Raw genomic sequence first — 20,440 nt, 5'->3', positions numbered from 1 at the left:
CCGAAAGGTCGCTTTTTTATTGCCTGCCGCAGGATTCTGCATGCTCTTGACGCTCTTGTATGAGCTACACCTGTGACACGCCGCCTAAGATTTAAATATTAGCGTCCTTGTAGGCTCCCATGTGTTAGAAGGTCACTGGTGCAACGGTTTAGTACAGAGTTATGCTTGTTCTGACATTCCCCAAATACGAGACGCTGGCTGATAAAACAGAGGTGTTACAAGCTTGCCAATAAGCTATTAACAAGCTCGAAACCATACACCTCCATTGAGGTATAGTTATTATACTCAGAGACAGGGATTCGTTTAATTTCTTCCTCTCCCTTATATAGTCCTCCTGCGTAATTAAAGATCCTTAACTCGTCTTTATCTTCGGTCAGGTCTGCATGTCCAATTATCTCCCAAGAACCATTTTTTACATTTTGATTTCCAGTAAATATAACTTTCATCTCTTTCCCCATATCCATGATAGGAAGAGGGCGAAGTACGTCATCACTTTTAAAAACTTTATTATCCTGTATAAATAGGACGCAGAAACCTATTACTTGCTTAAACTTCCCTTTCGGAGCAAAAACAATTTGGCAGATGACAAATTTACCCTCTGTAGGAATAATAAAAATATCACCTTCTTGATATCTCATTTTCAAAATCTTTTACCTCTTAGAATAGAAAGAGCATCACCCAGTATCTTATCACCCCAATCACAACTTTCTACTTTAGAAGGGTTAAATTGTGCCACCATCTTAAATGGTTGTTCGCTTTTTTATATCTGTGATTAATGGTTTGAATTTTATTTCTGCTGAGTTCAGTGGTGCGAAATAGCTTTATCATGGCTTTTGGCAAAGGCATTTCCCAATTGCCTGCCGCAGGCTTTCGCACTGTTACACCAGTGACTCGCCGTAGATACATCCTTGTAGGCTCTACTAAAACATCCATGTTTTAGAAGGTCACTGGTGCAACAATGCCAGTTCTGGTGTAACCATTGAGTGAAGAGTTATGCCTGTCGTGACATTTGTTTCCAACCCCGAGGTGACCATATATACCTTAGCATGTTGTTAACATTTGCTAACTTTTGATAGGTTAAACAGTATTATCACGATATGGGAGGTCATCCATTAGAGCTTGCCCAGGTGTTGCAAGCCAATGCCAAAGCTGTTCCTGTGTTATTACTCCTATTGCTAAACGAAGTAATGCCTCTCCAAGATCATGGCTTTCGACAACGCTTAATCGCCCGCAGTTTGTTATGACAGGAGCAACGCTCGGATCAACTCCTGGATGGCATAAGGTGCAGCAGAATGCATCTCCATGCCCATGAATTTCTGAAGCTGCAAGAACTTCGGTAGCACCATTATAATCAACAAGTTTATCTCCTTTTTTAGATTTTAATTCTAAAACTAATTTTGGAGAGTTTTTTATTTTTAACAAATAATCAGGTGCACCTGTTTTTTGTTTATCATCAATTTTTTCGAATAATATACCTAAAGCTTTTAAAAGGTTTTCTAATGAAACTTCAAAATTATCACCTAGAGAAGAATAGTAACTTTCAAATAGTAAGCCTAAACCACACTGTTTAGCCTTATTTATATGGCGAGTTGCAGCGTCTTTTCTTTGTAATGTTTTCCATTGTCTGCATGCATCCCTTAGCCAGTTTGCTTTCTGGTGAGGAGAAGGTTTAATTTTGTTGAAAACAGATAATCTAATTGCGTCTAATTCTGAGCTTCCTAAACATAATATTTCAGAGGAAGTTATGTTTAACTCTTTAAACTTTAATATTTCATTTCTATTGATTTTAAAATTTTGAGTGCTTTTTACTTTAGATATTGCAGTCATCCAGAGAACATCATCGGGAAGTCCCTCGTTTAGTCTGTAACTTAAACGTCTAATTGTCCTTGGTAACTTCCTAAGCTTTTTCAATAAATCATCATTATTTTGTAAAAAAGAAGGCCTACTAGAAATCGGAACTCTTGTATCAACAGCAGACATTATAATTGTAGATAGTCCTTGCATGACCCATATAAGATTTCTAAACATTTCACTTAGCATTCCAGCTGTTAGATTAGGTAAATATTGCTCTAGTGCTCTAATTTCAAACCCTGAAATCCAATCTAATGAAATTTTAGCTCCATTTATTGCTGGAATATTTGCTTGCCATACTGGCTCATATAGATTTGGGGCATGGTTAGATGGATCGAATAAATACGTTCCCAATGGGTATGGTAGAAATCTAGTAGGCTGTTTACCATCTTGGGCTGTAAACTCTTGACTTGAAAAACATGCTGAGAAAATAAGGAAAGCCAAAGTTTTTTCATCTCTATTATTCAGGCAGTCAATAAAAACATCAATCTTTTTTGTACAATATTCTAATAAGTTAATACCAGTATTAGGTTGAAGGCCACTAAACGCTGTCGCTTTACCTATTTCTGTTGTTATTAATAAACCTGAACCAGTTTTTATAAGCATTCCTTTTGTAGCTAGTTGATCTACAGCTGTTTGGATACAAGATGGCCAATTTTTAAAATTATTTAAATTATTATCAGCTTCCCTTAAGCCGCTTAAAGTGCCACAAATTAAATCTGAAATTGTTGCTACAGAATTGCATAAGCCAGATGCAATTAGTTGAAGTGAAAGTTGCTCGAAACCAGAGGGATAAACTCTACTTTGCAGTGCTGGTAGTGTCGATAAATTCAAGTAATGTCCAGCCAACATTTTGTCAATTGGAGTAATAGCCGTAAAAATTACCCTACCTACTTCATGTTCAAAACCCATTCGGCCAACGCGGCCTGACATGTTATGGAATTCCGCAGCATCAATTGGAATATGCTGTCTTTTATCACCATCCCAGCGTTTCCAAGAAGAGAATACTGCAGCACCGAGTGGAAAGTTAACACCTGCACCAAGTGTAGATGTAGCAAAGACGACATCTAATTTATTTTCTATTAGTTGAGTCTCTATAATATTTCGCTCTTCATCTGTCAAATCAGCACTATGTGAACCTATTCTATGTTCAATTATTCCTGATAGAAACTGATTTGCACTTGTCTCAGGTAACTCCTCAAAAGCCAGGGAAAGCTGTGGACTTGAAGGTGATATATATTTTTCAACAAATAGTTTTGCTAAATCATATGTATCTTGCTTTTTCATACAAAAAACAATAATTGGTGTAGGAGGGGATTCATGTTTTAGTAAATGTGAAACGATTGAAAGTGCATTTGATTCAGTATTTGGTGGTAAAGGCCTGTTTTCCACAATCTCATCAGGTAATGCTGTGCTGCATGAAGCAATAGAGTTTTGCCCCCAACATTCGTAGTTAAGGTGTTTTTCTCGTATAACCTGTTTAACTAATTTAATCCCAAGCCAATTAGCTAGCATTTCAGCGTCACTACTTTGGAGTACCGCAGAAAGTCCAACAAATTGACGCCAGCCTGCAGTTTTTAATAACGTTAGGAGAACCTCAACACTTTGACCTCGATACTTGTCTCCAATTAATTGTATTTCATCACAGACTATAACTGTGTTGCTCATATCTTTAGGAATGCCTGATGCAGATAACATAGCTAGGTACTTTTCGTAAGTAGCAACTAGGAGCCTCGAGTTTAGAGGATCACTTGGTAATTCATTATTTGCATCTTCAATGAGATCCCCAGTCGCAATAACGAGTGAGCTTTGATCATTCTCTAAGAGGGTTGGAAGTAATTGAACTTTGAAATCTGCAAATTTTTGCTTAGCTAACGCTCTATGAGTGACAAGATATACAGTTGTGCAGCCAGCTTGAATGCCATTTGCTAGTCCCCATGTTGCGATTTGGGTTTTACCTGTTGATGTTGGTGAAACAACTAAAATGCTTTCTCCACCACCCACACCAGCTTCAAGTGCTGCAAACTGTACATCGCTAATTGAATAGTTATCGCCCTCTTTATGTACTAAGTTATTTAAGACTACTTCTGTGAGTGAGTGATTTATAGGTAGGTAATTTTTCATAACAGAATCCTTATTTCTTTTATTCAATTTCCTCGATGTAGTTCATGTAATTCAGTTAGCTAAATAACTTTAATTTCCCATCATTTCCCAACCTCGCTTTTACTTAGGCACCTTTGGGCGACTTGGTAGATGATGGTGTCGACCTTTTGCTGGGTAAGGGCTTGGGTTTTAAGTGTTGGGATAGTGCCGACTAATTGTTTGTGGTTCAGCTCTTTATAACAAAGATGTGGGAACGGTGGTTTTGATTGACTTGTGACATACCAGCCGGGGAATACTAGGGCTGGGGTGGCGGCGACGGGGGAGCCTGTGGCCTTGGTTAACCATTGGCTGACCCGTTCTCTTAACAAGAGTGCTTGGCGCTGCGCTTGTTCTATGGGTTTGGTTTCTGTCCACGAGGGGAAGTTTAATCGCCCGTGTTTGTTCTGCGCGCACATCACTCCAATAGTGACAAACATGCTGGAGAGGATGATCACTACCGATAAAAAATTGTTAGTAAAATCTGCCATTTACATCCTTGAAATCAAAAGGTTTAGCATTAATTCCATTACTTACACAGGCTTCCCCTGTGCTGATTTAGCTGGGTGACAGAGGTGGCTGTTAAGAGGGGTGAGGCAGATAACTGATTTGCTTCTTCTTCCCTAAATGGCGTGCTCGATGATTGAGTTCGAGTTTGCCCTGCATTTTCCTGAGTGGTCACACTTTTTACTTTGTGGTCACACTTTAACCCGCTCAATACGGTTTAATCAATGCGCTTTATCACAAAAATGTATTTTAAATAACAACTTGTATACAAGTTACTCTGGGGAAAAGATCTGATAGGTATCATTTGTCGCGTCGCGTTTTTAGATTCTGATATTTTTCCTTACTAAACTTGCCGATCTACACAAGTGTTAAACAAGATTAAGCACTTCATGTAAATAACTACCCGTAGTAAGGATATTTTATATTGCCTCATCGGACCAGTTTTAAGCGTCAACATACTAATTATAATATTTTTTTGAGTTTTTTATCATTATTCTCCCATACTTAATATTTATTCTGATATTGGCTGTGAAAAAACTTATTAGTCTATTGAATTACTAGGTTTCTCAATTTTAATTTTATGGCCAATTTATATGTGTTGATTTTATTTTTGTTAAGGAAATGTATGAATAAGGCTTTATTATTTTTTTCATTAACCCTACCTTTTTCAGCTGCTTGGGCTGCTAATGAAACGTTTAGGGATGATATGGAGAGCCAAACTAGCATATTGGAAACGCTTAGAACTGCGGATATCGATGAGATAGATGATATAGATGAGACAGATGGTCCAGATAACCATTTGGAAGCTGGTCACAGTCATACTTATATTCGTTGTTGGTATAGATTAGATCAAACGCATAATAATCCTGCAACTGAACATAGATGGGCAAAGCAAAAGGACAGTGATGAATATTATTCTATTCAAGGCGCTTGGAGACATAAGCTTTCGGGTAAAAATATGTTTTATACAGAGACGTCACAAGATGAAATCATGCAACGGTGTGTCGATACATTAGGGGTTTCAAGCAACGAAGTCGCAGACATTACCTTCTTTGCTGCTAATGAAAAATTGTCATTTAATCAGACTGTCTGGACGCAAGATAAGGCGGAACAAGGGAATAAAATTAACAAAATTATCGCATTTGGTGATAGTTTGTCTGATACGGGAAATCTATTTAATGGTTCTGAGTGGCGATTTCCAAATCCTAACTCTTGGTTTTTAGGGCATTTTTCTAATGGATTTGTATGGCCGGAATATTTAGCTAAATCGCAGAATATTCCTCTGTATAATTGGTCTGTTGGCGGGGCCGCAGGTATTGATGAATATAAGATTATTCCCGGTTTAGGTCATCAAATACAATCCTATTTTCATTATTTAAAAAAGGCTGAAAATTACCAGCCTGCAAATACGTTATTTACACTTGAAATTGGCCTTAATGATTTCATGAATTATGATCGTGAGGTTAAAGATGTGAGTCAGAACTTAAGTGATGGGTTAAAGCGTTTAGTTGATGAAGGCGGGGCTCAGCATATTATTTTATTCACATTGCCCGATGCTACGCGCGCACCACAGTTCAAGTATTCTACTCAAGAAAACATTGTAAAAATAAAATCAAAAATTGAAGAGTTCAATGGTTTTATTAAACAGCAGGCTCTGTTGTATCAAGCAAAAGGTATAGATCTAGTGTTGTTTGATGCTCATTCTATCTTCGATGAAATTATTCAAAACCCTAAAGAGTATGGTTTTGTTAATGTCACAGATGCTTGCTTAGATATCAATAGAGATAGTAGTAAGGATTATTTGTTGTCACACAGCTTAACAAAAGATTGCGCCTACTATGGCTCTGATAAGTATCTGTTTTGGGGGATCACTCATCCAACGACTGCCGTGCATAAAGTTTTTGCGGATAAGATTATTGAAACAGGTTTTTTTAATCGTCATTAACAGAAGAATAGTCGGTGAGTAAGATATTTTGGTTAAATATATCTCTAAATAATCAATAATATGGAGGTAAGCCAGTCAAAGCTGCTTTACCTCCATGAGTCAATTGAGTCAGTTATAATTTAAGCCAGTAAAGCCACATCTTTTTGTATTTTTTAGCACCGCTGTTAAATTGCCCGAATAATGCTGATACTTTGAACAGTGGTGAAATCATGTTACTTGACGTGTTGCTCGCCGAGTAGAATGAGCTGCTAAGTAGTATTAGCTAGCTTATGCTTTGTTTTATTGAAGAAATTGCTCGCACGGCCAATCGTGAAGACAAGTATTAAAGGTGCGTTTGGGGAAGGCCGCTTTAAATCTCAAGCGCTGTTAGACGAGTAAGCGCTGCTCGCTTACATGATGTACATGAATTCAAAAAGCAGCATAAGGGTAAAAAATCGACTCAAGCTTAACATCCTTAAACTCAGGATGTGTAGTGTTCATGGATTTAGTTTATGTTTAGTCCGCGGTCAGTATGATTGGCGACTCTTCAGCAGCGTGAGTTTTTGCAGGTAAGGCTGCATGTATAGTGCTGCGAATAAGCTCTAGCTGATAGCTGCGTTTGGCATCGAAGCGGATTAATGGCAGTTTGGCGTTTTCGCAGGCTTGCTCGATGAGGAGGTCGCGTTGCTGAGTACGTGTTTGCTTATGGCTTTTATCGTCGAGTTCGATGGCGGCGATAACTTCAAGTGTATTTTTGTCGCAGAGTAAGTAATCGAAGTGCTTGGCTGAAATTCTATTAAAGGCAATTTGCCAGTGTTTGCGGTTCATGCCTTTTTCTGGGGTGATAACGTCGGCGATACGCACTTTGCCCAGAACTCGGTATTGTTCGCCTACAGCTTGATCTAATATCCCGAGAAAGGAGCGTTCAGCACTGGAAAATAGGGCATCTTGTTTACGGTAGCGATAGTTATTATCTGAAGATGGGATAAGCAGATTAGTGAAAATGCGTAAGAGTAGCGGCACGAAAATGATAATCGCCAAACCCAGCCCGATAAGTATTAATTGATTCGAATTCATCATTACATCCTTGTTTAGTATTGTCATTGTAACTTGCTAAGTACATATCCGTTAGTTACTAGTATTTTTATGCCAAAAATAATGAGTCTTTGAGTGTAGTGATTACATCTTGTTAGCCACTACATCAACAGTCGTACCGATATTATCAGTACGCATACGTCTTAACGATAAAACGCTTCAACTGTGCCTTTTACTGCGAGTAAAAGAGGTTGGCCGCGACGGTCTAAGATTCATTATTGATGGCCATTTATTTTAATGTTTTATGCACTTTAGTTTTCGATTTTTTGAGTTATGCTAAATGCAACATATAAATTTGCGGGTATCTCTATGTATTTTAAAAGTATCCTTGTTTCGTTGCCTTCTGTCTACGCAATTTTGTGTGTGCTTGGTTGTGGTTTTTTCGCGGGCATCTTCGCGGGCATCATTGTCGCCGCTGAGCTGCAATCGGCTACTTTTTCTAACGTGTTGCGTGCCGATTTTCGGCATCGTCCTCCTGAGATGGTGCTTGATGAGCGAACTAATACTATGACGAGTCCGTTAAAGGATATTCTTGAGGAAGCGGCGGCTAAGGTCGGTTATCGCGTCGAATGGAGCGCGCGTCCTTTTGCTCGCAGCATTCATGAGTTGCGGGTAGGCACGGTCGACATTGTGCCGCGCACGATACGAGACTAAGAGCGAGAGGCATTTGTACGGTTTCTTGGTCCTATCGGCACTCAGACTCGCGATATTTTGTTTCTCGTAAAAGCCGGCGAGGAAGGACGGATTAAGTCCTATGAGGATTTGTATCAGGTTACTGTAGGGGTTAAACGGGGCACAGTTTATTTTGAGCGTTTTAATACAGATCCCGCGCTACGTAAAATTGAGTCTACCGATGATGAAAACATGGCTCGCATGTTTATCATGGGGCGTTTTGACACTATGGTGGTGCTCGATCGTGCCGCCATTGAGAATGCCTTCAAGCAGCTCGGTTACGATCGTTTTAGCTATGCCGATTACCGTCAGTCAAATCGGATCGAACATTATTTTGGTATGTCCCGTAACTCTACCCATGCTGCTATTTTCGATGAACTTAATCGGGCGCTGCTTGATATGGCTGCATCGGGCCGTGTAAAACAGATTTACCAGGCCTATGGTTTAGCCGCAGAAGTAGAATAGGCAAACAAAAACGGCCAATATTAATTGGCCGTTTTTATGATCCAGCTCTTTGCGCTAAAGCTTAACGATAAAAGGCTTCAACTGTGCCTTTTACTGTGAGCAAAAGAGGTTGGCCGCGACGGTCTAATAATTCATTATGGATGGCCATTTATTTTGTTTTTATTTTGTCTGCCATTTATTTTTTTTATAAACAAAATGCTTGCTGCGATAGGGATGATTTGTTATTACTGGCGCATGAAAAAAATATACGTAAGCGCAATTAACACCACCACTACCACCACGAGAATTCTCGGGGGGTAGTTTTTTGCGTCTTTAAAAAAACCCTCTGAGCGAAATCGCCAGAGGGTTTTTTTATACCTTGGTTTTGTATTTCGCTCAGATTTTACTTAGGAGAGAATGATGAAAACACATCGCGAAATTGCAGAACAACTTGACCTATTTCACTCTGAACCACAGGCGCCGGGTATGATTTTTTGGCACCCGAATGGCTGGGCGTTATTCCGAGACATTCAAGAGCACATGAGGCGCGTGTATCGCCGAAATGGTTTTGAGGAAGTGAACACGCCTGTTTTTATGAAGAAGGAGTTATGGCAAACGTCTGGGCATATGGACATGTTTGCAGAGAACATGTTTTTCGGTGGCGGAAAGGAAAACATGGATGAATATGTGTTAAAACCCATGTCTTGTCCTGCCCATATTTTGCTGTTTAAGCGCGGGGTACATAGCCATAGAGATTTGCCACTGCGACTATTTGAGTTTGGCTTAGTGCACCGTAATGAATCCTCAGGCTCGTTAAATGGTTGCCTGCGCGCACGCCAGTTCACTCAGGATGATGCCCATGTTTTTTGCTGTTGGTCTCAGGCAGAGGAGGAGATACGTGGTTTTCTCCAGCGTGCAAAGCAGGTTTATGGTGATTACGGCTACCATAATTTAGACGTAAAAATATCGACTAAACCTGAGAAGGCATTAGGCAGCGATGAACAATGGTGCCGAGCACAAAAGCTACTGGATTCAGCCTGTCAGATTGAGGGCTTTGATGCCGAGTATCAAGCTGGCGAAGGGGCTTTTTATGGTCCCAAAATTGAATTGTCACTGACAGATTCTATGGGAAGACGCTGGCAGTGTGGAACTATCCAGTTTGATTTCAATTTGCCTGAAAGATTCGATGTTCACTACACAAATGAGCAAGGTGAATTCGAACGGCCAGTGATTATGCACCAAGCTATGTATGGTTCTATCGAGCGTTGGTTGGGGATTCTCTTGGAAGTCTCACAGGGTAACCTGCCGGATTGGTTGCATCCCGTGCCTGTTGCTATCGCTTCAGTGAATGAGTCAAACAGCCAATTTGTCCGTCAGTTAGCCGCACTATGTTTAGCACGAGACATGCGAGTGTTGATTGATATCAGTCAACACTCAGTTGCCCGCAAAATGAAACGTTTTCACAAGCAAAAAGTGCCTTATATCTTAACGGTTGGGGATAAGGAGGAGGCTGAAAATAGGGTTTCAGTTAAGTGCCGCAAAGACGGTGTGATGACACACATCCCTCTTTTTGAATTAGCTGACTACCTCGCGGATAAACTAGAATGCAAGCTATAACGTAAGGAAGACTGTGTTTGTTATCTAAGGCTAGCTAGGGTTCCCACGGCTAGCCTTTACTCATTTTATGATCCCGCTCTTTGCGCTAAAGCTTAACGATAAAAGGCTTCAACTGTGCCTTTTACTGCGAGTAGCAGTGGTTGGCCGTGGCGGTCCATGATTTATTGCGGATGACCATTTATTTTTTGTTTAAATTTTTTCAAAGGTAACATTTTTAGGAGGGAAACTATTAGGTAATGATCCTGATCTTATTTTTCTTAACAATAAACCAGTCAATAGAGAGGTTATATTTTCATCAAAATATTCTACATCTGGCGATCTAGATGCGATTATTGCAGTGCCCCATGTCTCACTGTCTTTTAGATCGGAAACAACCCAAAATATGCAATCACCATTATCCGTTACGCCTATTGGTAAAAGGCCATTAATTTCTGGATAGAGGTTATATTTAAAATACTCTGGGTCTTCATTATTAAGGTAATTGAAATCCTCAATGATTGATTTCTTCTGCTCAAAAAAATCAAGGTCACAATTCGTAGTAAATGGATTGAATATCGCTATAAAATCGGCAATTCTTCCTGTGCCATAACGATTAATAAACGCAATGTAATCCCGGGGAAAACTAAGACCTTCATCTATAGAAGGCCAAACGTTACCAATCCCAGATTCATTAGGGAAGTTAGGGGGAACTAAAATGCTATTTAATACAGATAGGGTCATGATCTACATTCCACGAGGATTAAGAAGAGTAATGTTTTCAAAGAAACCACCACTACCTTGAGCATTCACTGTTATACCTGCCGGTATTCTGGAAGGACCTTTATATATTGGAGTTACCGAGACATCAACTATTTCTCCTCTCTCTCTAACGCTTTTCTCTAGCGAATCCCCAAATAAACTTAATGATATTCAAATAAGTAGGCATGCATAATGCTATTTGATTTAATCCATTTCGCCAAAAACCGACTAGATAGCTGTTCCGAATAGTCGTTCACTGCACTGGTGCAGTTTCAGCAAGTAGTATTGAATTAGTATCATTTGCTGCTGGGCAAACAAAAACGGCCAATTAGATTGGCCGTTTTTATGATCCAGCTCTTTGCACTAAAGCTTAACGATAAAAGGCTTCCACTGTGCCTTTTACTGTGAGCAAAAGAGGTTGGCCGCGACGGTCTAAGGATTTGCTTGGCACTTTTACCCAACCTTCACTGATGCAATATTCTTCGACATCAAAACGCTCTTTGCCGTTGAGCTTAATACCGATATCGTGCTCGAAAATTTCTGCCACATGGTGTGGGCTGCGTGGGTTAACGGAAAGGCGATCCGGTAAAGCAGGTAATGATGTTGTGTCGGTCATGGTCGTGATCTGTCGTTGTCTATAGTGAAAAAGCGTGCGCTATTGTAGGCAATCCCAGCGCAACGCTCAAGACTTTAACTGTGACTGATTACGCGCCTTGCGTTACAAGGTTAGGTTGTCCTGTTAGGACACCGCTGTTAGGACACTGCTGTTAAGACACTGTGCCGCAGCTGGAAAAGGCTTTCAGCACTCGGCCGTTTTCTCTGCCCATGACTGAGCGCAAATAAACCTTGGCTAATGTGTCGGCATTGATTGCACTAAAACCGGAAAAATAGTCCAGATAGCTCGCTAACGATTCGCTTAATACCGTTGGGCTGACAATGTTTATTCGCTGCTGCGCAGGTAATTCTCCCGCGACGGCGGTAACAAAATGCTCAAGTGCGCCATTGATTGTGGCGGCACTGATGCCATCTTTTACTGGGACATCGGCAATAATGCCACTGGTCAGTGTAAAACTCCCCCCAGCGTTGAGGTATTGGCTACCTATTTGCACTAACTGTATTTGCCCCAATAACTTACTTTGGAGCCCTGTATACCAGTCTGCTTGGGTCATAGCGTTGAAGGGTTTAAACACGACATCACCCATGGCCGAAATCATTGCATCGACTTTACCGATTTTTTCTAGCCCTTGATGGAGTGAATGTTCATTCCGAATGTCTATCAGGACATCCCCCGTTGTTCGCCCTACCTGAATAACTTCATGCTGAGTTGAATGAAATAAGCGGACTATGGCTTGTCCGATTGTGCCTGATGCACCCACTACGACTATTTTCATGACATGCTCCTAAATTGAATACGAATTAAGGATAGTCTGGTTAATTAAATAGAAAAAGCGCATATAATCACCACATTGTCTCGTTAATGGGTTTAATTGATGAATCTCACTCATCTGCAGTCATTTATGCTGGTTGCCAAAATGCACAGTTTTAGCGCTGCGTCTGAACAACTCGGCGCTTCTAAAGGCTTAGTGTCGCGGCATGTTAAATCCCTTGAAGATGAAATGGGTTGTCAATTACTCCACCGAACCACTCGGCGAGTATCAATGACCGAAGCAGGGCAAGCGTTATATGGTAAAGCCTGCGAAATCGAGAGGCTGGCCAATGAAGCTGGACATTTAGTGCAGGATTTAACGCAGGACTCCTGTGGCACTTTAAAATTTACCGCCCCAACGGAACTGGGCAAAAAATTGCTGAGTCCTATGCTGCTCCAGTTTATTGCTACGTATCCTCAAGTGAAACTCGAACTGTGTTTTGAGCAGAATATTCAAGATGTTGAGTTCGGCAAGTTTGATCTCGCCTTAAGAACAAGCATTGCGCACAGCGATAATCTGATCGCCAAATATCTTGGCAGAATTCGCCATGTTTTAGTGGTTTCGCCCGCACATCCCGCAGCCGCAGAGGTTCGTCACCCTGATGATTTACGCCATTATCGTCTATTGTCTTCGGGCGAAACTCAGTGGGTGTTTGAACCGCTCGCAGGGGACAGTCTCACACTCACTTTTGAGCCTGCACTGTGCAGTTCAAACTATGCCACTACGCATTTGCTTACTTTGAGTGGTATAGGTATCGCTAGCCTGCCTTATTATTTGGTAGAGGAGGATATCGTTCAGCACAAACTCACTTTGCTCGTTCCCCAATGGCTATGCTATCCACATGAGTTGTATATGGTTTATGCCAAGCAGAGCCATTACCCAAAGAAGCTGCGCGATTTACAACATAAGCTACAAACTTGGTGCGAAATTCACTCAAAATATGTGGGTTAATGAGTCATACCAATCACATTAAATATCTAATCAGTTCAGAGCCTCACAGGCATTTCAATCCAAGGCGCATTGACGCAGAAATGGTCATTCCCTTTTAAGTCAATGCAACACGGGAGTGGGATGCCTGTGAGGCTCCCGAAGGGCGGGTTTCAACACGCTTTATACTGCGTTTAAGGCTTTCGACAGAGCACCACTATGCCTTCAAGCCTTCGCCTTGTCTAAAGCGCGTTGAACTCCCGCTGAATGAACAGATATTTAATACGATTGGTATCAAAGCGTAATCGCATCAAATCTTATCCGGCGGAGGGCGGAGCTTTTAGAATAAAGTGAGGCAGAGTACACTGCCGCGCATTGAATTTTTGTATTTGAATGTAAAGTCGAGCATGCTTTTACCCATGCAGGCATAAAAGAGCGGCGATGAACCAAGCGTTATGAACGACGACATTAGTATCTCGCTGCCCTCGCTGATTCATCGAATTGGGCGGGAGGCGGTTAAACAAGCTCAAGCGATTGCAATCCAATATGATTGCGAGCTTAAGCGTGTGCGCCGTTCGAGAAATTGGTGCATTGTTGGCGCGGCGATCAAGATCCAATCCTGCACCGCTCGTTTACAAGCCGAGCAGCTACTGATGAACGATGGAAAATTTCGTTATATTATTCAAAAACTTGAGTCAGCTTTGCTACAGCATGCAGACAAACTTGAACCATTAGACGCTAAGCTGATTCGGCTTATCACAGACAATCCTGCGATTACCTTAGGTGAGTTGATGCAATTGACTCAATGCACAGTCACAGAGGCCAGATTGGCACGTTTTCAAGCTGACTCTTGGTAGTTTGTCTGCTGAGTGTTTTTGCTTTGAAGGTTTATTTATGGTTTGTTGTTTCTAACACTTTTATTTGATTTTCAATTTGCTCGGCTTCAGCGGTCAGCATTGAGTAGGATCTAATATCGCCTTTTCTCTGGGCATGCATAGCTTGTTCAAGCTTGGCGTTATATTGCTGAGTTAATTTTTTTAAGGGATTTTTCTTAAATATTGAGAACATGGCCATTTCTATTGGATTTGGTATTTGGACTTATATACGTAGGCAATGGGATTTAAGTTTTACTTTTTGAAATTAAAAATCCCACAATCTCACAATCCTTCAATTCCACTGCCATCGGCCTCAGCAAGGCTGAGACCTTATCTTACATTTGCAGCAAACTAATGGGTTGCTATGTCTTATTTAGCTTACAACCCATTGAAAATATTTTAAATCTTAAACTGACCGACGAGCTTACCTAAGTTAATTCCTTCCTGCGACACGGTTTGGCTGACTCTGGCAGCATCTTCGCTGGAATGGAGTAACTCATTCACAATCTCTTGGATGGCGAACACATTACGGTTGATTTCTTCGGTCACAGAGCTTTGTTCCGTGGCCGCCGTCGCAATTTGGGTGCTCATGTCGTTAATTGCCGTGACCGCCGATGTCACTGAGCCTAGGCTTTCAGAAATTGCACGGGAAGAGTCTACCGAGCGCACGCAGCTTTGCTGACTTTCTTCCATCGTTTTTACTGCCAGTGCGACAAGCTTGTGCAGTTCAGTTAGCATCTCATTGATTTCCAAAGTGCTTGATTGCGTTCTGCTCGCTAAGTTACGCACTTCATCGGCCACCACGGCAAAGCCTCGGCCCTGTTCTCCGGCGCGGGCCGCTTCGATGGCGGCATTTAATGCTAATAGGTTAGTTTGCTCAGCAATACCGCCAATCACTGATAGCACGTTGTTGATTTTTTTAGACTGTTCGCTCAAGGATTGAATACTGCCCGCCGCATTGTTGATTTGCGCCATGAGTGCCGAAATTTCTTCTAAAGAAGCATCGACGCAGCGCTGGGCATTGGCTACATCGCCAGTGGCAGCGTGAGTCGCTTCAGCCACTTGCGTGGTATTTTGCGCTACTTCGCTGGCGGTGGCTGACATTTCAGTGATGGCGGTAACCACTTGATCAGTTTCATTGTTATGACTGATGAGTTGGCTCGACATGACTTTGGTTTGATCGTGAATCGCGTTGGCGGCGGTTTTAACTTTAGCCGTCGCGTTTGCCACATCGCCTATGATGGTTTGGAGTTTATCGACAAACAGATTAAAGGATTGACCTAGTTGTGCAATTTCATCTTCACCTTTCACTGTGAGGCGTTTAGTTAAATCGCCTTCGCCTTTGGCGATATCGTTTAAGTTGTCCGCCATATTTTTAATTGGCGCGACCATACGTTGGGCAGTGATCAGAATAACAACGGTAGTAATCGCGGCGAGTAACAGCGCAATTAACAGAATGGCATAGGATTTTTCGATCATCTGCTCAGTGACCGTCGCACGATAATCCTCAACGACAGTGTCGATATCATCGATATAGACTCCCGTGCCTAGCATCCAGTCTGTGCCAGGGATCATCATGGAGTAACCGATTTTTTCAATTTGCTCATTGGTATTGGGTTTTTGAAAGTAGAACGAGAAGTTACCGTCCCCTTTTTTAGCGGCATCGAGTAAACCGACAATGATTTTAGTGCCGCGGGGATCTGTCATATCAATTTTATTTTGCCCTTCGAGGTTGGGCATGACGGCATGGAACAGGTTTTTACCTTGGGAGTCGTAAATAAAGAAGTAACCAGAACTGCCAAAACGGATATCACGTAGCGCTTGGTTTACATTGCCATTTTCTTTTAAAGACAACTGATACTGCACTATTCCTGCGGCAATTTCGGTGGCTTCTTTTATTTGTGTTTTACGTTCACCGATGAGCTTAGTTCTAAAGGTCGTCACTTCATCTGCAAGGGCGTCTTTTTCGACATAGTAAGAAACTGTCATGAGTACGAACAAAGTAAAAATTAAAGGGAATAACGACAACAGCAGTAATTTATTACGTAGGCTGAAATTAGACATGCTTGACGACTCCATGATGAACATCTCTTTTATTGCAGGGCAGTATAGCTAATTTCCCGCATTCTTAAGTGTTTAAGTTAACAAAAATGTAATGGAAATCGATAAAATGCGCGCTGTTGATTTATTCCAAAATCGTTAACTATGCTGTGAATCTAGGCCTTTCTTTTGATCTTTATCAACACTATATGGGCCCAATGCGTTCACTATATTAGCTAAAATTGATGCAAAATTAGCTAGAGCTGGTGCAGGCTGGTGCAAGTAGTGGCGAACAGTAAGGGCTGGGTTGTGACAAATGAAAAGTTGATCCTAACGCTGAAAATCTGCATTAGTGTGGGTATTTGTCTTATTGCGCTGGGCATCTACTTGCATAACTTTAATGAAACTGTTGAAGCGATGGGTGTGCAGGGGATTATTATCAGCGCTATGTGTGTCGCCTTTGGCATGGCGTTGTCATTACCGACTAAGATGTATTTAACCTTTCTGTTGGTTAAGCGTGAAACTGAAAAACATCCATAATGTGTTTTTGCACAGAGTGTTACTCTGCGACTCATTGGTTTCCTCGCCTTCTTGATACTCAATCTAAGTACTCGCTTAACCCTGCTATTCAACCCACCAAGCTCAGCCGCAAATGGCCTGATTATGGTTTTTAACATAATTAACCCAAGACTAATGGGCCAAAAACACCGATAATTCCCCCTTAATGACTCATTACCAATGACGCGACTTGGTCGATGGGCTGCTACAGACTCGCATATTTAGTGGAAATCATATTCAATGGAAATCAAAGTTAATTTTCTCGACAATCTTAGACTTGAAGCCAAGTTTGATGATTTTACCGTGACCGCCGATCAGCCAATCCGCTACAAAGGGGATGGTTCTGCCCCTAGTCCGTTTGACTATTTCTTAGCGTCGTCAGCTCTGTGTGCGGCCTATTTCGTGAAGGTATATTGCAAAGCCCGTGATATTCCAACGGATAACATTAGACTGTCGCAGAATAATATTGTTGATCCAGAAGATCGCTACAATCAGATTTTCCAAATTCAAGTTGAGTTACCCGAAGATATTTCGGAGAAAGATCGCGAAGGTATTTTGCGCTCGATTGACCGTTGTACGGTTAAAAAAGTGGTGCAAACTGGCCCAGAATTTAAAATTGAAACCGTTGAGAACCTAGATTCAGACGCCAATGCCATGTTAATGGGTCAGCCTAATGGCGCATCGAGCACCTTTATTCTGGGTAAAGATCTGCCGCTGGAGCAGACTATTGCCAATATGACGGGCATGCTCGCCGATCTTGGAATGAAGATTGAGATCTCATCATGGCGCAATATCGTGCCGAACGTGTGGTCACTGCACATTCGTGATGCGGCTTCGCCAATGTGTTTCACCAATGGTAAAGGCGCGACCAAAGAAAGCGCGCTGTGCTCGGCACTCGGCGAGTTTATTGAGCGTCTGAATAACAACTTTTTTTATAATGATCAATTCTTCGGGACTGAAATCGCCAATAGCGAATTTGTGCATTATCCCAATGAAAAGTGGTTTGCGTTAGAGGAAGATGATGCGCTGCCAGCGGGTATTCTCGATGACTATTGTCTAGAGATTTATAACCCAGACGACGAGCTGTGCGGCTCGCACTTGATTGATACTAACTCAGGGAATATTAAGCGCGGTATCTGTGCGATTCCTTACACCCGTAAATCTGACGGTGAAACGGTTTACTTCCCGTCGAACCTGATTGAAAACCTGTTCTTAAGCAATGGTATGAGTGCGGGTAATAACCTGCAAGAAGCCCATGTGCAGTGCTTGTCAGAGATTTTTGAGCGTGCTGTAAAACGCCAAATCATTGAGCAAGAAATTGTCCTGCCCGATGTGCCTATGTCTGTACTAGAAAAGTACCCAAGCATCCTCGCGGGCATTAACGGCTTAGAAGAGCAAGGTTTCCCAGTTGTGGTTAAAGATGCCTCACTCGGCGGCCAGTTCCCAGTGATGTGCGTCACCCTGATGAACCCGAAAACCGGCGGAGTATTCGCCTCCTTTGGCGCGCACCCAAGCTTTGAAGTGGCATTAGAGCGCAGCCTAACTGAATTACTGCAAGGTCGTAGCTTCGAAGGCTTAAACGATGTGCCAAAACCGACCTTTAACAGCATGGCGGTCAGCGAGCCAGAAAACTTTGTTGAACACTTTATTGATTCAACAGGAGTGATTTCATGGCGCTTCTTTAGCAGTAAATTTGATTATGAATTTTGCGAATGGGATTTTTCTGGCACCAGCGAAGAAGAAGCCAGCGGCCTGTTTGGGATCTTAGAAGCGTTAGGTAAAGAGGTGTATATCGCCGAGTTTACCGATTTAGGCGCATCGGCGTGTCGTATTTTAGTTCCTGATTATTCTGAGATTTATCCAGTTGATGACTTGATTTGGGATAACACCAACAAGGCGCTGGCGTACCGTGAAGATATCTTAAATCTACATTCGTTAAGCACTAAGCAATTGGCTAATTTGGTCAACCGTTTAGAAGAAAGCCAACTCGATAACTACACGGATATTCGCACCTTAATCGGCATTGTATTTGATGAAAATACTGTGTGGGGAAAACTGACGATTATTGAGCTTAAGATCCTGATTTATTTGGCACTCGGTGCACACGAAGACGCAATTGAGCTCGTGGGTGAGTTCCTGCAGTTTAACGACAATACCGTTAAACGTGGCCTGTTCTACCAAGCCATGAATGCTGTGCTGGAAGTGACCTTAGATGAAGAGTTAGAACTTGATGATTTTATCCATAACTTCAACCGTATGTTCGGTAAAGAAGTGATGGACAACGTCGTTGGCTCAGTCACAGGAAAAGTGCGTTTTTATGGCTTAACTAAGACCAGCATGCAGCTCGAAGGTATTGAGCCGCATTTAAGATTGATTGAAAGCTATAAGAAGTTGCATCAAGCCCGTAAAGCTGCGAAAGACCTGAATTAATTCTGTTATTTGGCATTAGCTTAATGTGTTTAAAAGCGAACCTTTTGGTTCGCTTTTTTGTTTGTTGCTCTTTTGATTCGCGCTTCTTATGAGCACTTGTGGCTATCACTTATTAAGGGCGCTTGTTATTGCTATGTGTGGTTTGAAATGTTCAGCCCGCTTAGGCTGTATTTGATATAACTCGATTTTTGCCGTTACGTTTAGCTTGATACAAGGCGGCATCGGCCCGCTTAAGCGTTTCTTCATATGACTTATCCAATGGTTCGATAGAAGCGACTCCAATGCTTACGGTGGCAAACAAGCCATTGACCGCATATTTTTGCAGCTCAGTGTAAAAGCAATCGCAGAGGTATTCTGCAAATTCAACCGCTTGCGAATGCTCTACCCCAGGTAGGGCAATCACAAATTCATCGCCACCAAAACGATACGCGCTATCGGTTTTTCTAAATTGAGTTCGGCAGGTTTCAGCAACTGCGATGATGATTTGATCGCCAGCATAGTGACCCAACTGATCATTGATGGACTTTAAGTGGTCTAAATCGAGGATCAAGATTGAGGTGGGAATACGGTGGCGCTGAAATATATCGAATTGAAAGGTTAAATCACGTTCTAAACGGCGACGGTTATACAACCCTGTCAGTTGATCGGTATCGCTTAGTTGACGAAGTTGCAGTTCAAGCTCATGCCGCTTGGAAATATTACTGGCGACCCAAAGCACCACAGGCTCATCATCAACCAGAAAGTCTAGTGCTTGAATGCGTCCCTCAAACCAAATGGGTTGTTCAGGGCCTATATCGGGTAAGCCTTTGACATCTTTATTGCTCAATTCATATTCTTCGATCAGTAATTTTCGGCTGGTTAATGCACTTTCGATAACCTGTAAAAAGTATTTGAGTTTATCAGTCTTTAACACATCGCTAAGATACAAGCCGATTAGGCCACTACCATCGTGGTAATAACGGTCATCTTTACCACCGAAGACGGCAATGTATTTACCACTTTTTGACAGAACAAAAGTAGGATCAGGAAGTGCATCAAGGACTAAAGCCATTTCTTCTATTTTGATCATCGATTAAAATCCCTGTGGAAAATCACCCAACCTTAAGTCCGCGTGTCCAAGTTATCATAGATAAACTACTCTTTGGCGCTTTAGCCGCGAATGCATCCTGCGAACTCATTACAATTTAGCCGCTTTT

17 protein-coding genes and 3 pseudogenes are annotated in these 20,440 nt (G+C 41.8%); 8 read left to right on the top strand and 12 right to left on the bottom strand.

The annotated features are described in order from the left end of the window. Positions 1 to 215: 215 nt before the first annotated feature. From GWI56_RS01190 to GWI56_RS01180, 3 genes are all read right to left on the bottom strand, one after another. On the bottom strand, positions 216 to 638 hold the full coding sequence (locus tag GWI56_RS01190; protein WP_242068327.1) for an Imm26 family immunity protein: 423 nt from the start codon (positions 636 to 638) through the stop codon (positions 216 to 218). A 439-nt stretch (positions 639 to 1,077) separates the two neighbouring features. Then, positions 1,078 to 3,975: a DEAD/DEAH box helicase gene (locus tag GWI56_RS01185; RefSeq protein ID WP_198571910.1), complete on the bottom strand. Its 2,898-nt coding sequence runs from the start codon at positions 3,973 to 3,975 to the stop codon at positions 1,078 to 1,080. An 80-nt stretch (positions 3,976 to 4,055) separates the two neighbouring features. Continuing rightward, a complete protein-coding gene (locus GWI56_RS01180) occupies positions 4,056 to 4,481 on the bottom strand; it encodes a hypothetical protein (protein WP_198571909.1) in 426 nt (141 codons plus the stop codon). 641 nt (positions 4,482 to 5,122) lie between these two features. On the opposite strand from GWI56_RS01180, the gene GWI56_RS01175 reads away from it, so the two are divergent. Further along, positions 5,123 to 6,442, top strand: a complete 1,320-nt coding sequence (locus GWI56_RS01175; RefSeq protein ID WP_198571908.1) for an SGNH/GDSL hydrolase family protein — start codon at positions 5,123 to 5,125, stop codon at positions 6,440 to 6,442. A 495-nt stretch (positions 6,443 to 6,937) separates the two neighbouring features. On the opposite strand, the gene GWI56_RS01170 is transcribed toward GWI56_RS01175, so the two are convergent. Next, positions 6,938 to 7,498 (bottom strand): DUF2726 domain-containing protein, encoded by a 561-nt coding sequence (locus GWI56_RS01170; RefSeq protein WP_198571907.1) that lies wholly within the window; start codon positions 7,496 to 7,498, stop codon positions 6,938 to 6,940. A gap of 161 nt (positions 7,499 to 7,659) precedes the next feature. After that, a pseudogene (locus GWI56_RS01165) lies at positions 7,660 to 7,725 on the bottom strand (DUF3297 domain-containing protein); the annotation flags it as partial. A 64-nt stretch (positions 7,726 to 7,789) separates the two neighbouring features. On the opposite strand from GWI56_RS01165, the gene GWI56_RS21650 reads away from it, so the two are divergent. Beyond that, positions 7,790 to 8,170, top strand: a complete 381-nt coding sequence (locus tag GWI56_RS21650; RefSeq protein ID WP_242068326.1) for a hypothetical protein — start codon at positions 7,790 to 7,792, stop codon at positions 8,168 to 8,170. 12 nt (positions 8,171 to 8,182) lie between these two features. Next, positions 8,183 to 8,653, top strand: a pseudogene (locus GWI56_RS21645) (ABC transporter substrate-binding protein); the annotation flags it as partial. A 61-nt stretch (positions 8,654 to 8,714) separates the two neighbouring features. Here GWI56_RS21645 and GWI56_RS01155 read toward each other — a convergent pair. Beyond that, positions 8,715 to 8,801, bottom strand: a pseudogene (locus GWI56_RS01155) (DUF3297 family protein); the annotation flags it as partial. Positions 8,802 to 9,052: 251 nt separating this feature from the next. Here GWI56_RS01155 and thrS point away from each other — a divergent pair. After that, a complete protein-coding gene (thrS, locus tag GWI56_RS01150; protein ID WP_173496733.1) occupies positions 9,053 to 10,249 on the top strand; it encodes a threonine--tRNA ligase in 1,197 nt (398 codons plus the stop codon). Positions 10,250 to 10,438: 189 nt separating this feature from the next. On the opposite strand, the gene GWI56_RS01140 is transcribed toward thrS, so the two are convergent. From GWI56_RS01140 to GWI56_RS01130, 3 genes are all read right to left on the bottom strand, one after another. After that, complete coding sequence (locus tag GWI56_RS01140; RefSeq protein ID WP_198571906.1) at positions 10,439 to 10,969, bottom strand: SMI1/KNR4 family protein; 531 nt, start codon at positions 10,967 to 10,969, stop codon at positions 10,439 to 10,441. A gap of 388 nt (positions 10,970 to 11,357) precedes the next feature. Further along, positions 11,358 to 11,603, bottom strand: coding sequence for a DUF3297 family protein (locus GWI56_RS01135; RefSeq protein WP_006080205.1), 246 nt, complete (start codon positions 11,601 to 11,603; stop codon positions 11,358 to 11,360). Positions 11,604 to 11,754: 151 nt separating this feature from the next. Beyond that, positions 11,755 to 12,378: a short chain dehydrogenase gene (locus GWI56_RS01130; protein WP_198571905.1), complete on the bottom strand. Its 624-nt coding sequence runs from the start codon at positions 12,376 to 12,378 to the stop codon at positions 11,755 to 11,757. 99 nt (positions 12,379 to 12,477) lie between these two features. Here GWI56_RS01130 and GWI56_RS01125 point away from each other — a divergent pair, with 99 nt between their 5' ends. Beyond that, positions 12,478 to 13,365: a LysR family transcriptional regulator gene (locus tag GWI56_RS01125; RefSeq protein ID WP_198571904.1), complete on the top strand. Its 888-nt coding sequence runs from the start codon at positions 12,478 to 12,480 to the stop codon at positions 13,363 to 13,365. Positions 13,366 to 13,796: 431 nt separating this feature from the next. After that, entirely contained in the window at positions 13,797 to 14,198 is a 402-nt protein-coding gene (locus GWI56_RS01120) for a ribosome recycling factor family protein (protein WP_198571903.1), read from the top strand. Between the two features lie 31 nt (positions 14,199 to 14,229). Here the strand turns inward: GWI56_RS01120 and GWI56_RS01115 are convergent, their stop codons facing one another. Continuing rightward, complete coding sequence (locus tag GWI56_RS01115; protein ID WP_198571902.1) at positions 14,230 to 14,409, bottom strand: DUF6435 family protein; 180 nt, start codon at positions 14,407 to 14,409, stop codon at positions 14,230 to 14,232. A 206-nt stretch (positions 14,410 to 14,615) separates the two neighbouring features. Further along, positions 14,616 to 16,280, bottom strand: coding sequence for a methyl-accepting chemotaxis protein (locus tag GWI56_RS01110; protein WP_198571901.1), 1,665 nt, complete (start codon positions 16,278 to 16,280; stop codon positions 14,616 to 14,618). A gap of 285 nt (positions 16,281 to 16,565) precedes the next feature. Between GWI56_RS01110 and GWI56_RS01105 the strand changes: the two genes are divergently transcribed. Both GWI56_RS01105 and GWI56_RS01100 read left to right on the top strand, forming a co-directional pair. Further along, positions 16,566 to 16,796, top strand: a complete 231-nt coding sequence (locus tag GWI56_RS01105; RefSeq protein ID WP_028759369.1) for a hypothetical protein — start codon at positions 16,566 to 16,568, stop codon at positions 16,794 to 16,796. A gap of 258 nt (positions 16,797 to 17,054) precedes the next feature. Beyond that, positions 17,055 to 19,244, top strand: coding sequence for an OsmC domain/YcaO domain-containing protein (locus GWI56_RS01100; RefSeq protein ID WP_198571900.1), 2,190 nt, complete (start codon positions 17,055 to 17,057; stop codon positions 19,242 to 19,244). A 160-nt stretch (positions 19,245 to 19,404) separates the two neighbouring features. On the opposite strand, the gene GWI56_RS01095 is transcribed toward GWI56_RS01100, so the two are convergent. Further along, positions 19,405 to 20,313: a GGDEF domain-containing protein gene (locus GWI56_RS01095; protein ID WP_173496741.1), complete on the bottom strand. Its 909-nt coding sequence runs from the start codon at positions 20,311 to 20,313 to the stop codon at positions 19,405 to 19,407. Positions 20,314 to 20,440 lie beyond the last annotated feature (127 nt).

Source organism: Shewanella sp. DW31, assembly GCF_015767295.1.
Classification (GTDB): Bacteria; Pseudomonadota; Gammaproteobacteria; order Enterobacterales; family Shewanellaceae; genus Shewanella; species Shewanella oncorhynchi.
The sequence above is the reverse complement of the archived record's forward strand: the minus strand, read 5'-3'. Positions and strand labels throughout refer to the sequence as shown.